This is a genomic window from Halobacillus sp. K22, assembly GCF_052246795.1.
Classification (GTDB): domain Bacteria; phylum Bacillota; class Bacilli; order Bacillales; family Halobacillaceae; genus Halobacillus.
In genome coordinates, this window is the sequence record NZ_JBQQCN010000013.1 from 1 (window position 1) to 14,042 (window position 14,042).

General features: G+C 41.7%; 11 protein-coding genes. 6 read left to right on the forward strand and 5 right to left on the reverse strand.

Going from position 1 to position 14,042, the window contains the following annotated elements; genetic code table 11:
- Both ACTWPM_RS10785 and ACTWPM_RS10790 read right to left on the reverse strand, forming a co-directional pair.
- Positions 1–103, reverse strand: a 103-nt coding sequence (locus tag ACTWPM_RS10785) for a helix-turn-helix domain-containing protein (protein ID WP_443133138.1), incomplete at its 3' end; no start/stop codon positions are given.
- A gap of 327 nt (positions 104–430) precedes the next feature.
- Positions 431–1,582 (reverse strand): S1C family serine protease, encoded by a 1,152-nt coding sequence (locus ACTWPM_RS10790; protein ID WP_443133047.1) that lies wholly within the window; start codon positions 1,580–1,582, stop codon positions 431–433.
- A 192-nt stretch (positions 1,583–1,774) separates the two neighbouring features.
- Between ACTWPM_RS10790 and ACTWPM_RS10795 the strand changes: the two genes are divergently transcribed.
- From ACTWPM_RS10795 to ACTWPM_RS10805, 3 genes are all read left to right on the forward strand, one after another.
- Positions 1,775–2,467, forward strand: a complete 693-nt coding sequence (locus ACTWPM_RS10795) for a response regulator transcription factor (protein WP_443133048.1) — start codon at positions 1,775–1,777, stop codon at positions 2,465–2,467.
- A complete protein-coding gene (locus ACTWPM_RS10800) occupies positions 2,464–3,795 on the forward strand; it encodes a sensor histidine kinase (protein WP_443133049.1) in 1,332 nt (443 codons plus the stop codon). The genes ACTWPM_RS10795 and ACTWPM_RS10800 overlap by 4 nt, the downstream gene beginning before the upstream one ends.
- A 64-nt stretch (positions 3,796–3,859) precedes the next feature.
- Positions 3,860–4,381: an acyl-CoA thioesterase gene (locus tag ACTWPM_RS10805; protein ID WP_443133050.1), complete on the forward strand. Its 522-nt coding sequence runs from the start codon at positions 3,860–3,862 to the stop codon at positions 4,379–4,381.
- A gap of 33 nt (positions 4,382–4,414) precedes the next feature.
- Here the strand turns inward: ACTWPM_RS10805 and ACTWPM_RS10810 are convergent, their stop codons facing one another.
- The 3 genes from ACTWPM_RS10810 to ACTWPM_RS10820 form a co-directional block, all read right to left on the reverse strand.
- Positions 4,415–5,134, reverse strand: coding sequence for an ABC transporter ATP-binding protein (locus ACTWPM_RS10810; RefSeq protein ID WP_443133051.1), 720 nt, complete (start codon positions 5,132–5,134; stop codon positions 4,415–4,417).
- A 1-nt stretch (position 5,135) separates the two neighbouring features.
- Positions 5,136–6,746: an ABC transporter permease gene (locus ACTWPM_RS10815; protein WP_443133139.1), complete on the reverse strand. Its 1,611-nt coding sequence runs from the start codon at positions 6,744–6,746 to the stop codon at positions 5,136–5,138.
- A gap of 204 nt (positions 6,747–6,950) precedes the next feature.
- Positions 6,951–8,069 (reverse strand): Fe(3+) ABC transporter substrate-binding protein, encoded by a 1,119-nt coding sequence (locus ACTWPM_RS10820; RefSeq protein ID WP_443133052.1) that lies wholly within the window; start codon positions 8,067–8,069, stop codon positions 6,951–6,953.
- Positions 8,070–8,448: 379 nt separating this feature from the next.
- Here ACTWPM_RS10820 and ACTWPM_RS10825 point away from each other — a divergent pair, with 379 nt between their 5' ends.
- The 3 genes from ACTWPM_RS10825 to ACTWPM_RS10835 all read left to right on the forward strand — a co-directional run bounded on the left by ACTWPM_RS10825 (position 8,449) and on the right by ACTWPM_RS10835 (position 13,243).
- Complete coding sequence (locus ACTWPM_RS10825; protein ID WP_443133140.1) at positions 8,449–9,855, forward strand: alanine/glycine:cation symporter family protein; 1,407 nt, start codon at positions 8,449–8,451, stop codon at positions 9,853–9,855.
- Positions 9,856–9,993: 138 nt separating this feature from the next.
- Positions 9,994–11,892, forward strand: coding sequence for an ABC-F family ATP-binding cassette domain-containing protein (locus tag ACTWPM_RS10830; RefSeq protein ID WP_443133053.1), 1,899 nt, complete (start codon positions 9,994–9,996; stop codon positions 11,890–11,892).
- A 103-nt stretch (positions 11,893–11,995) separates the two neighbouring features.
- The gene (locus tag ACTWPM_RS10835; protein ID WP_443133054.1) at positions 11,996–13,243 is read left to right on the forward strand and encodes an aminopeptidase; all 1,248 of its coding nucleotides are present in this window, start codon (positions 11,996–11,998) and stop codon (positions 13,241–13,243) included.
- Positions 13,244–14,042: the final 799 nt, after the last annotated feature.

Below are 14,042 nucleotides of genomic sequence, written 5' to 3' on the forward strand. Positions count from 1 at the left end.
TGAAGACAAAACGAGCGCAACCGATTGTCTTAGCGATGAGCGATTCTTGGGTTTTATTTGGATAGATACGAAAGTTATACGCTTTATGCCTCAACCTTTCCACCTCCTAATCAGGAACGTATGTTCTTACTTTAGGATATCACGGAAGGGAGAATATTCAAAGGCATTCGCCTTACGGCGACGGCATTCATCTCCCCCTTACCACCGGTCTTCGACACGGCGCTTGAAGAGGAAGTCTTCTGCCGATGAATGAAAAAATAAATACACCTAAAAAAAGGGTATCCACGAGCGATCGATGGATACCCTTACAAGAGAGAGGTTTTTTTATGGTTTTTGAAAATAGTTAGCATGCCTGGTGGTAAAACGACGATTACCTGGGAAGTGCCGGGCTAAGTCCACTTCCTTCAATTGTCTCCCACCGAATCTTAATTTATTGGGAAGAAAGTTTAAGATCTACTTTCATAGGTTCTCCGTCTCGGTAAACTGTCAATTCAACAGTTTCACCTTCTTTTACATCGTTATAAAGGATTTGACGCAGATCCATAAGTGATTCAATTTTGTTGCCATTGATTTCAGTAATTACATCGTATTTACTTAAGTTGGCTTTCTGGGCTGGAGATTTTTCAGCAACTGCCTGAACAATGACGCCTTTAGTTACATCAGAAGGCAGGTTTAAATCTCTCTGCAGAATAGAGCCAGGCACTTGACTGAGATCTTGAAGAGATACTCCCATGTAAGGGCGTTTTACTTCACCATTTGTCTCTAGATCTTTAATGACTGGTTTAGCTACATTCATTGGGATGGAGAAACCAATACCCTCGATTTCTTCTTTAGCGATTTTCATAGAATTGATGCCTATGACTTCGCCTTGAAGGTTGACCAGCGCGCCGCCGCTGTTTCCTGGGTTTATCGCTGCGTCTGTTTGAATAACCTCGGTCTGCCAGTCTGGCTGTTGGTCTCCGTTAATATCTACAGGGATATTGCGTTCAAGACCACTGACAATACCTTTTGTTGCAGAGCCTGCGAATTCCATGCCAAGTGGATTACCTATGGCTATGGCTGTTTGTCCGACCTCTACGTCTTCCGCTTTAGCTAAGTCGGCAACCTTATTGACATGTTCGCTATCTATTTGTAAAACGGCCAGGTCTGTTAATGGATCACTGCCTTTTAGTTCGGCTTCTACCTTCTTACCACCGCTTATGACAACTTCAAGACTGCTAGCCTTTTCTACCACATGGTGGTTCGTTACGACATAAGCTTGATCACCATCTTTTTTGTAAATGACCCCAGAACCTGTACCGGCTTTTTGAGTCCCTTGAGGTGTTTCTTGCATTTTACTAACTCCAACTACTGCTTCAGATGCTTCGTTGATCGCCTGGGTAGTAGCACTTTGAGATTCACCCAGATTTAATTCATCAGCTTGAGCGGTAGGCTCATTCGTATTAACGTTTATTGAAACGCCTTTCCATTGAAAAACTGTGGTCACAATGAAAACAGCTATTATAGCTCCTAATACACTAAATGCTAATCCTGTACGTTTATAACTACGCTTAGTTTGGTTTTTGTTTTCTTCGTCCAACATCTTATGCGGTGGCCTCCCTTTAAGGAATAAGTGTTGCTGACTGATCCTGCTGTGTTTTCTTTGTACAATTCTTATTCTACGACTCATATATGGAATGATTTTGGAGAAAATGTGGAAAAAGTGTGTAAAACGAGAGGAGAATAAAAAAATATGAGATGATAGAAAAAACCTGAGTTTTAGGAGGGCGATCCGATGAATCAATTCGTGGGATTGGTAGAAGATGATCCAAATATAAGAGATATCGTAGAAGGATATCTAAAAAAAGAAGGACTGAAAGTAACAGCAGTAGAAACAGCGGAGAAAGCATGGGAAATATTTGAAAGTGAATCACCTGATTTATGGGTGCTTGATATTATGCTTCCTGGAATGGATGGCTATGAATTTTGTAAAAAGGTAAGAGAGAGTTCCCAAGTTCCGATTATTATCATTTCAGCTAAGGATGAAGAGGTAGATAAAATCCTTGGGCTGGAGCTTGGCGGAGACGATTATTTGACGAAGCCTTTCAGTCCAAGGGAGCTTGTGGCACGAGTGAAGCGTCACTTGAAACGCTGGGAAGTGATGCAGCCAGAGCAGCATTCAAATGAAGATAGAATTGAAAGTGGAGAGCTCTTACTAAATGAAGGGGAGAGGAGAGCTTACTTTCAGGATGAAGAAGTAGAGGTCACCACAAAGGAATTTGAAATGCTGAAAATACTGGCAACGCAAGAAAACCGGGCATTTTCTCGTGAGGAATTATTAGTGAGAGTATGGGGAGAAGACTATTTTGGCAGTGACCGGGCCGTTGATGACCTTGTAAAGCGATTACGTAAAAAGATGAAGCAGCTTCCCCTCGAAACGGTATGGGGTTATGGCTATCGGCTGCGGGATAAAGGGCAGTCCTCATGAAACTTCTTTATCAATTGAATGCAGCATTTACCGCTTTAATTATCATCATCATGTCAATTACCGCCTTTTTCATCTACTCTCTTTTGATGGACATGCTTATTCAGGATGAACAAAGACAGCTAAAAGCGAGAGCTGAACTGTTGATTGATATTATTAACGAAGAAGATACTTCAAGGAGCCCGCAATTATCTCAACTGCTTCAGGATCGAAATTATCCCATTCTTTTGTTCAACCGGACTGAAAATACTATATTATTTCGTACGATGCCGTCTCAAATCGCGCGTACTTGGATGACCGAATACGAAAGTGAATTGAAAAACCAGGAAGTTTGGGAGAGCGGGGGAGAAAAATACGTCATCTATGACTTTCCATTATCAGAAGAAAATGATGAAGTTCTAGTGATGGCGACACCGCTCAATGATTTGCAGGCCGTTCAATCGGTATTTGCTTTTAGAATGGTGGTCGTTTTCTTAATTGGACTGGTTCTTGCCATTGTGGTCAGTTACTTCCTGACGCGTAGATTGGTGACACCTCTGACCAAATTAAAACAAGAAGTGAAAAAGATTGAGAAGCGGCAATTCAACGATGTGCGTCCTGTAGAATCTACCGGGGAAATTAAAGAAGTAGAACAAAGTGTACGTCACATGGCTGAGGAGCTGGCCCGCTATATTCACTCTCAAAAGCAATTTTTTCAAAATGCTTCTCATGAACTCAAAACGCCTTTGATGTCCATCCAAGGTTATGCAGAAGGGATCCGCGATGGTGTATTCGAAGGGGAAGCAGCTGAAAAAGGGTTGAGTGTGATGGTCAGTGAGACGGAGCGATTAAAAAAAATAGTGAATGAAATGATTCTGCTCGCCAAACTGGACAGTAGTGAAGATGTGTATCACCCTGAACGCACCGAAATTATCGAACTTGTGCATCAGGCGAAGGATCGGATCTTGCCATTAGCTCAGGAAAAGGGGGTGAAAATAGAGGTAGATACTAGTGATTCCTTTTACTCCAATGTAGATCAGGAGAGGGTACTGCAAGCCTTTATAAATATATTAAGTAATGCCATACGACATGCTGAAGATCAGATTGAAATTCATACGGTCTTAGACGATAAAGGTCTTCGAGTCCGCGTTAGTGATGATGGACAAGGAATTTCTGAGGATCTTCTGCCTCAATTATTTGAACGTTTCATTAAAGGAAAAGAAGGGGAAACAGGATTGGGTCTGGCTATTTCAAGAGCCATTATTGAACGAAGCGGCGGGAAAATAAGAGCCGCGAATAACCCGGAGCGGCCGGGGGCCTTATTCGAAATCCATTTGCCGCCTGCCGATTGATTTTAGACGTTCATGGTATACTATTATGAGAGAACGATTCCATAGAAAAGGAGAGACGAAACTAATGGACGCAAAACCATGTATCGATTCACTTACTGTTAAAAGCTCGCATGTACTCCCTCCTGACACGAATAGTCACGGAACTTTATTTGGAGGAAGGCTGATGGCCTACATTGATGATGTAGCTGCTATTGCTGCGGTGCGGCACTGCAGAAAGCCGGTGGTAACAGCTTCAACAGATTCTGTTGACTTTCTTCAGCCGGTTCAAGAAGGAGACACAATCTGTGTAGAGGCTTTTGTTACCTACACTCATAACACCTCTATGGAAGTGTTTGTCAAAGCGACAACAGAAAATTTACTATCAGGTGACCGTAAAGTTTGTACCACAGCCTTTCTCTCGATGGTTGCTGTTGACGAAAACAGCCAGCCATCTACTGTACCAGGGGTCTACCCGGAAACAGAAGAGGAACAGTGGCTGCATGATGGAGCAAAAAGGCGTCATGAATACCGTAAAGAGAGACGGAAAGAATCGAAAGAACTTGCGGAGAAGTTTGGTACCAAATTGCCTTGGAAACGAAAAAGATAAAAAAGCGCTGCTGCCCGCAGCGCTTTTTTATGGTCAGGAAAGATTGACGAACTCTTTCTCTTTCGTTTTTTGATCGTAACGTGAAGTACAAATGGAATCCCAATCATGAGCCGCTCCATTTCTCATCGTTATAATACGATCTGCTATAGCCCTTGAATCTTCACGGTCATGGGTTACAAAAATTGAAGTGATGCCTGTTTTTTTTATAATTTCTTTCAATTCATTGCGAATCTTGATTTGTAAATCCGCATCCAAGTTACTGAAAGGTTCATCCAGAAGCAATAAAGAAGGTTTAGGAGCAAGAGCTCGTGCCAGAGCAATTCGCTGCTGCTGTCCTCCGCTTAATTCATGCGGGTATCGCTTAGCAAAGCTTTCCATATTAACGAGCTTCAGAACTTCATGTACCCGCTGTTTCTTAGCTTTCCTCCCAAAACCTTTCAGTCCAAACTGAATATTTTCGCTCACGTTCATATGAGGAAAGAGAGCGTAGTCCTGGAACACCATCCCAATGCCGCGTTTCTCAGGTAATATAAAATGACGATCGTCTGTCATCACTTGATCATTAATCTCAATCTTTCCGCAGCTTGGGGTTTCCAGCCCGCAAAGTAATCGCAGTATAGTACTTTTACCGCTACCGCTCTCACCCAGAATCGAGATAATTTCACCCTGTTCAATCGTTAAATTGAAATTTTGGATGGTGTTATTTTTGGAATTTCCATAGCTAAAGCAAAGATCTTTGATTTGGACAAACATATCAATTCGGCTCCTTTTCTAATACTTGATGGAAAATATAGATTGCAATCCCGCTAATAAGAACAATGATAATGGAAGCAAGTGAAGCTTCATGGATTTGTTCGTCGCTTGCGTATTGAAAGGCTTTAGTGGATAAAGTATCAAAGTTAAATGGTCTTAAAATCAGAGTTAAAGGAAGTTCTTTTAGTATTTCAATAAAAGCAAGAATAAATCCACTGATCAATGGCCCTTTAACCATGCGCAGGTCTACTTTAAAGAAGGTTTTGGTTAAGTTCATTCCGAGCATTCTGGAAGCTTCCGTAAACTTGTTGCCGATTTTATCAAATCCAGATTCCATTGAGTTATATCCGACTGCCAGAAAGCGAATCACATAGGCTGAAACCAGCATGAATAAGCTGGTACTTAAGAAGAGGGTAGGTTCCATACCAATGGATTCATAGAAATTAAACAACACGTTATCAATCTGGATGAAAACAGTGCTAATTCCAACCGCAATAACTGCCCCAGGAATCGAGTATCCTAGTATGGTTACTCGTGCCGCTGACTTAGAAATAATACTTTGGTGCATACGTGAAAAATTCGCAATGATAACAGCAAAGATAATAATGACTGCTGCCCCTGTAAAGGATACGAGCAAAGAGTTCCAAATGAGCTGCATAAACTGAGGGGATGCAATTTTATCAAATGTTAAGAACATCCAATCTACTAATTGTATAAACGGGATCAAAAAACCGAGTAAGAATACGAGTAGACTGTAGCCGAAGGCGGACCAGGCTTTAGCTCCTTTTAATTTTATTGGAGTCAGCGGCCTTACTTTGGCTTGAGAATAGCTGTATTTCTTACGGCCTCTTAGCACTTTTTCGAGAATTAGGATACCAAACACAATAAACATTAGAGTAGCAGATAGTTTAATAGCTGAGTTTAAATCGTTCATTCCAAACCAAGTCTGGAAGATTGCCGTACTGAAAGTAGGGATTCCAAAGTATTGCACAACTCCGTAATCATTCAGCACTTCCAAGAGTACAAGACTTACACCTCCAACGACTGCACTACGTGAGATTGGCAGCACAACACGGAAATAAATTTCCCATGAATTCCTGCCGAGCAGCCTGGAATTCTCAACCAAAGAAGCTGATTGATTCATTAAGAACGCTCTTGTGATAGTGTAAACATAAGGAAACAGAAAGAGGGTGAAGATAAACACGGCACCTGGAAGGGTTAATATATCAAAGTAGGATTGGTTAACCTTCATTCCAAACTGATTGCGAAGGGTCGACTGGATGACTCCAGTATAATTCAGGATGCCATTATACGTGTAACCCGCAATATAAGGTGGAATAGCTAGGGGGAGAATAAGTCCCCATTTAAAGAATTTCTTCATGGGAAAATCATAGGCCGACACAAGCCACGCTAAACTCGTACCAATTAGAATCGTGAGAATGCCTGTAAATATGATTAGCAAACTTGTATTTTTAAGCAGGTCAGGAAGTATAAACTTCTGAATGTGAGCCCAGTTATCAGCTTCCTGAGTAAAGAAGTTGATTAATATGGTTATATTTGGAAGTAAGATGAGAATGACAATGATCAAACTAAACAAAGACCACACATTCATATATCCAGGCAGCTTACGGAACAGCTTCAATCGGAACACGTCCTTTAGGGCTTGGTTGCGTTCAGACCTCAATCAACCAGGCAGCAGGGTGTATGGTTGATTCAAGTTTGAACACTCATAAAGATGATAACAGTTCTCAATTGTTTTGTATATATACTAAATGCCGTACTCTTTCTCTAAGAGTACGGCATTTAGCCAATGGTTTTACTTCCAGCCTACTTCGTTCATAATTTTAACTGCTTTATCGTTGTTTTCACCTAGCTTAGAAAGATTAATGTCCTGCTCTTTGAAATCTCCCCAGCTATTAAGAAGCTCTGATGGCTCTACATCAGGATTCACAGGGTATTCATAATTCGCTTCTGCGAATTGTTTCTGCGCTTCTTCTGTGGTAAGGAATTCCATGAATTTCTGCGCGTTTTCTTTATTTTTACTGCTCGCGGTCATGCCGATCCCACTGATATTAACGTGAGTACCAGTTGAATCCTGGTTAGGGAAGATGACGCCAAGCTGTTCTCCAACTTTCACTTCTTCTGGATCTTCAGAGTTCAGAAGTTTACCAAGGTAATAGGTATTCATAACCGCTACGTCACCTTCTCCTGCTGCAACAGCTTTAGCTTGATCGCGGTCACCGCCTTTTGGTTCACGAGCCATGTTATCAAAGATTCCTTGGGCCCATTCTTTCGCTTTTTCTTCGCCTTCTAAGGCAATCATAGAAGCAAGAAGAGACTGGTTATAAATATTAGAAGAAGAGCGGATTAGCACTTTGTCCTGGAATTGATCTTTTGTAAGATCCATGTATGTTTGAATATCTTCTTCATTTACACGTTCTTTATGGTAGGCAATAACTCTAGCTCTTTTTGTAAGGCCAAACCATTGACCTTCTTGATCACGAAGTTTTTCGGGGATATTTTCATTTAGAATATCACTGTTTACTTCTTGAAGGAGGTCCTGAGATTTTGCTCTGTACAGACGGCCAGCATCAGCAGTCATTAACAAGTCAGCTTCAGAAGCCTTTCCTTCACGATCAAGTCGTGCGATCAGTTCATCGTCGTCGCCTTTAATAACATTCACCTTAATACCTGTTTGTTCTGTAAACGTATCATATAGCTCCTGATCGGTTTCGTAGTGACGACCCGTGTATAAATTAACTTCGCCACTTGATTCTTGAGAAGCGTTTTCTTCAGAAGAACCTTCCTCTGAAGAGTTCTCCTCAGTTCCTTCGCTTTCATTGGAAGAACCTTCATCGTTACCACTGCCACATGCAGCTAAAGCAAAGATTGATACAATCAACATTAGGCTTACTAAAAACCATTTGTTTTTCATTTCCTTCACCTCGTATGTAATAAATTATTACTTCCTTATTGAAAATGATTTTCAATCCCATTTACTATTCTAATGAAAATAATTCTCAAGTCAATAGATAATTTTTACATCTTAAAGTAGAATTTTCTTCTTAACTGCAAAATTCTCTATCTTAATTTCTGCAACTATGCTTCCAATAGAGCAACATTCCGATTTGATATTTGTAAAATATTTCATTTGAGTCTAACTGGGTTTATTGGTAGATTAATAAAGGTGATTTTAGCTAGAAAGCGGTTTAAATCTGCATGGAGTTGGGAAAAGTCCCATAATTGGCAATTATTTGAATAAAATATGGAGGTGGAAAAGCGTGGGTGCTTTACTTGAAACCTTGAATAATTACATGTGGGGTTACATACTTGTGGCTGCCCTGCTAGGTTGTGGGTTATGGTTTTCAATCAAACTTAATTTTGTGCAATTCCGCTATATTCCTGAAATGGTTAAGGTTCTTTTCGATAAGCGCTCAATCTCAGCAGAAGGGAAGAAAGGGACATCCCCATTCCAGGCGTTTGCTATTAGTACGGCTTCCAGGGTGGGAACAGGTAACTTAGCTGGTGTAGCTGCTGCAATAACGGTTGGTGGACCAGGCGCTGTGTTTTGGATGTGGCTTGTTGCGATACTCGGAGGAGCGTCCGCCTTTATTGAGAGTACATTAGCTCAAATATATAAGATCCCCGATAAAGATCAATACCGGGGCGGTCCGGCGTATTATATGGAAAGAGGGCTGAAGAACCGTAAGCTTGGTATTCTTTTTGCTATTACAATTACATTTACTTATGGGCTTGTGTTTAGTTCTGTTCAGTCGAATACAATCAGGCTTGCTTTTGAAAGGTCGTTTGATATCCAAAAGTGGGTAATGGGCGGAATCTTAACCTTGATTGTGGCTTTAATTATTTTTGGAGGCTTAAAACGTATAGCCCAGGTTACTCAGTACATTATTCCAATTATGGCAATCTTCTATATTATCCTTGCGGCTTATGTACTTTTCATCAATCTTGGTCAAGTTCCAACTATGATCGGGCAAATTTTCCAGGGAGCCTTCGGGTTTAGAGAAATAGCTGGTGGTACTTTTGGCGGTATGATTCTGATAGGGATTAAGCGCGGCCTGTTCTCAAACGAAGCAGGAATGGGTAGTGCCCCTAACGCGGCCGCTACCTCAGAGGTGACGCACCCTGTCAAACAGGGATTAATTCAAACCCTCGGGGTGTTTACAGATACTTTACTTATCTGTAGTGCTACTGCTGTTATTATTCTCTTTGCAGGGGATTATGTAGGTACCGACCTTGATGGGATCCAGCTCACTCAGTCGGCATTTGAATCTGAATTAGGAACATGGGCTTCGATCTTTATTGCGGTCGCTATATTCTTATTTGCTTTCAGTTCCATCATTGGAAATTATTATTATGGTGAAACAAATATTGAGTTTATTAAATCTAGTTCATCTAATATTTTCATCTATCGTATCGCTGTACTTTTCATGGTAATGTTTGGCGCTGTTGCAGAATTTGCTCTTGTCTGGTCGCTTGCAGATTTAACAATGGGTATTATGGCTTTAATTAACCTTTACGCCATTTTCCGATTATCCTCCGTGGCTTATGATGCACTTAAGGATTACAGGAAGCAGCGTATGGCGGGAGAAGATCCAGTCTTCTATCAGGATCACCTGCCAGGCGTCGAAGGAATGGAGTATTGGAGAAGGGATCAGCCGATTGAAGCAGAGGAAAAGGAAAGACAAGCTCAACAAAGGTAAGAATTGCCCCAGGACTTCAAGTCCTGGGGTTTTTAAGCTTTTACAAAGGAAACAGTTTCACACAGGAGCTTCACTCAGCACTCGGTTGAGCTCATGTGATATGATGGGAAAAGATTCGTGTGAAAAAGGATGAGCGTGATGAGTATTTTATCAATTGATCATATGAGCAAAAGTTTCGGAGATAAGGATTTATTTCAGGATATATCTTTTACTATAACCAACCAGCAGCGGATTGGCCTGATTGGAGTTAATGGTACAGGTAAATCTACCTTGCTGAAAATTCTAGCCAAACTGGAAACAGCGGACAGTGGCCAAATCGACCATGCTAAAGACTTTACGGTTGAATATTTACCTCAAGAGCCGGATCTGGCAGAGGATAAAACTGTGCTGGAACAGATCTATTACGGTGATTCAGACATAATGAGAGTGATGAGAAAGTATGAGCAGGTGATGCTTGAACTTTCTGAAACTCCTGAGAATCCTGAGGTGCAGCAGCGAATGTTGGACCTGCAGCAAAAAATGGAGGAGAAGAATGCCTGGGAAGCCAATACTGTGGCTAAGACTGTGCTCTCAAAGCTTGGAATTGAGTCGTATCAGAAAAAGGTGAAAGATTTATCCGGCGGCCAAAAAAAACGGGTGGCTATCGCAAAAGCTCTGATTCAGCCTGCGGATCTTTTACTGCTGGATGAACCGACCAACCACTTAGACAATGAAACCATTGAATGGCTGGAAGAATACTTGGCCTCCTATAAAGGTGCTTTAATGGTTATAACTCACGACCGATATTTCTTAAACCGAGTAACCAACTTAATCTATGAACTGGACAAAGGAAGTTTATATATTTATGAAGGAAACTACGAAACTTTCTTAGAGAAAAAAGCAGAGCGTGAAGAGTGGGAGCGTCAGGCTGAACAAAAGCACCGCAATACACTAAAAAGAGAGTTAGCCTGGCTTAAAAGTGGGGTGAAAGCCCGGACGACCAAACAGAAAGCTAGAAAACAGCGAGTGGAAGCAATGAAGGACGAGACGTTTGACACGCATAAAGAGCAGGTAGATATGGCCATCGGTTCGACAAGACTTGGAAATCAAGTCATTGAATTAGAGGATGTATCTCTCGCTTTTGGTTCCCAGCAAATTGTAAAGAACTTCGACTATCTCGTGGTACCAGGAGAACGCCTGGGCATTATAGGGGCTAACGGTTCCGGAAAAACGACACTGCTTAATATTATGGCAGAAAGAATTAGACCGGATGCTGGTGAGGTAAAGATTGGATCCACTGTAAAGATTGGTTATTATACTCAGGACCATGAGGAACTGGACGAATCCCTTAAAGTTATAGAGTATATTAAGGAAGTGGCCGAGGTTATTACCACGGCTGAGGGGGATGAAGTAACGGCAGAGCAGATGCTCGAACGTTTTCTATTCCCTAGACCCCAGCAGTGGACGTATATTAAGCGCCTATCTGGAGGGGAACGCCGCAGGCTTTACTTGCTGCGCGTACTCATGAGTGAACCGAACGTTCTGTTTCTGGATGAGCCTACGAACGACTTAGATACAGAAACACTTAGTGTACTTGAAGATTACCTCGACCAATTTCCTGGAGTCGTTATTACAGTTTCTCACGACCGCTACTTCCTTGACCGTACGATCGACAAGATCATTGCATTTGAAGGGGATAACATCCGGCGTTTTTATGGAAATTACTCAGAGTATTTAGAGGCGCGCCGTGAGGAAGCGAAGGAAGAGGATAGTAAAAGAAAGAGTACATCTACCCAGGAACAAACCAGAAGATCCAATAGGAAACGTAAGCTCACCTATCGTGAAAAACAAGAATGGGAAACCATTGAAGATGAAATTGCCACTTTAGAAACTCAGCTTGAGGAAACAGAAGAAGAAATTTCAGCTGCAGCTAGTGACTTTGATAAGGTGCAAGAGCTTTATAAAAAACAGGAAGAACTCGAAAACGAATTAGAAGCTAAGATGGAGCGTTGGGAAGAACTTTCATTAATTGTGGAAGAAATCGAAAACGATGGATAATACTAAGAGACCCGGAACGTCCCGGGTCTCTTATTGTGACACGAGAATGTAAATATGGAATAATGAATACGGATACAATTATTCGATAGGGAGGAAGTACAAGATGAGAATGCCAAGTCAAGATAAACTGGAAAAATATGCAGAACTGGCTTTAAGAACAGGAGTCAATTTACAAGAACAACAAAAATTGATGATCAACTCTACCATTGAAGGTGCTGAATTTACTCGTATCGTCGCAAAGAAGGCTTTCGAGATGGGAGCTGAAGATGTACATATTAATTGGAGTGACGATGAACTCACACGTATGAAATATGAGTATGCGTCACAAGAGACATTATCAGAGGTTCCAGAGTGGCAGCAGCAAAAGTTCACCTATTTTGCTGAACAAGGGGCGGCCATCCTTTCCATTCGTTCGACAGATCCTGATTTACTAAAAGGTATTGATGCAGGGAAAGTAGCAGCAGCTACTAAAGCAAGGTCAGAAGCCATGTCGACATTCAGAAATTACACTATGAATGACCGCATTCAGTGGTCGATTGTAAGCATTCCAATTCCTGCCTGGGCGCAAAAGATTTTCCCGGGAGAAAGCGAAGAAACGGCTCAGGATAAACTATGGGAGCAGATCTTCAGTATTGTGCGCGTCGATCAGAAAGATCCAGTAGCTGCGTGGGAAAAGCACAATAAAACTTTGATTAAAGCGCGTGAGTATTTGAATAAAAAACAATACAGCAAGCTAATCTATAAGGCGCCTGGCACTGATTTAGAGGTAGCACTTCCTAAAGGACATATCTGGAAAGGCGGACCTGCCACAACGGAGAAGGAAAACATTCAGTTCAATCCAAATATGCCTACAGAGGAAGTATTTACAGCTCCTCATAAATATGGAGTGAATGGTAAGGTAACATGTACGAAGCCTTTGAACTACGGTGGTAACGTAATCGATGGGTTTACTCTGACCTTTGAAGAAGGCAAAGTGACTGACTTTTCTGCCGAAGAAGGGGAAGAGACATTGAAGCATTTGCTTGATACGGATGAAGGCTCTCGTCGTTTGGGAGAATTGGCACTTGTACCTCATGAATCACCAATTTCGCAGTCCGGATTAATATTCTACAATACTTTGTATGATGAAAATGCTTCCTGTCACTTAGCACTTGGGAAAGCCTATCCGAATAATATGACAGGCGGATCTGATATGAGTGAAGAGGAACTTGATCAAAATGGAATTAACCATAGTTTGTCTCATGTTGATTTTATGATGGGGTCCGACAAACTAGATATCGATGGCATTATGGAAGACGGAAGTAAAGAAGCAGTAATGCGTCAAGGCAGCTGGGCTATATCATTCGAATAAAAAGAAGCAGAGAAGACGACCGGTAAAGAGCCAGGTCGTCTTCTTTTTTGATTGAGGTAATAACAGCTTTGTTAGAACGTGCTGATCTTAAAGATAAGCTCCCTTTTCTGTAAGACTTGATTTCGAGATAGTTAGGTCCGTTACGTAAGATGGACAAGGGTTGGTGGGAAATAACTCGCTTTCCTATGGGGGAACGGTAAGCTTCCTCGCTCGTTTCACTCCCTGCGGGATCTCACCTAGTTCCTTCTCCCATGGGAGTCTCGCCATTTCCCACCAACCCAGCGATATCTGGCGAACGGACCCTTCTATAGGAAAAAGGAGACATGGTAAATCTGCCTCAAATGCTTCTATAGCAGTGTCATTCACGTGGTAACGCTACAAAACCAATGTGTTCCGAATGTTATCTCTTTCTCGTACTATTGCTCTACTCCAAAGAGGTTGGAGACACAATTATCGCAAGGTCCGGAGGGGGACGATGAAGACTCCTGTGGGATGAACATGATCGGTAAGATTCCGGAAGGCGAAGCCTGAGGAAGCTTACCCCATGCCCACGGAAAGCGAAATCGTCCCCCGATGGACCTTCCTCATAACCAATATCTCGAAACTGAGTCTTCAATTATCCGGCCCTATAGTGAAATAACTTTATTGTTTTTTGCCTTTGGGTTAGCTTTTTATAAGTTTTGAGAGGCGAGTGTTAATAACTTATTTACGAGAAGTTAGGAGTCCAAAGAATCTTCAATAGGCTCATACTAATTTAAAATGAATAAAGAGAGGGAAAGTAGTAGGTAAAGGAAGGCGA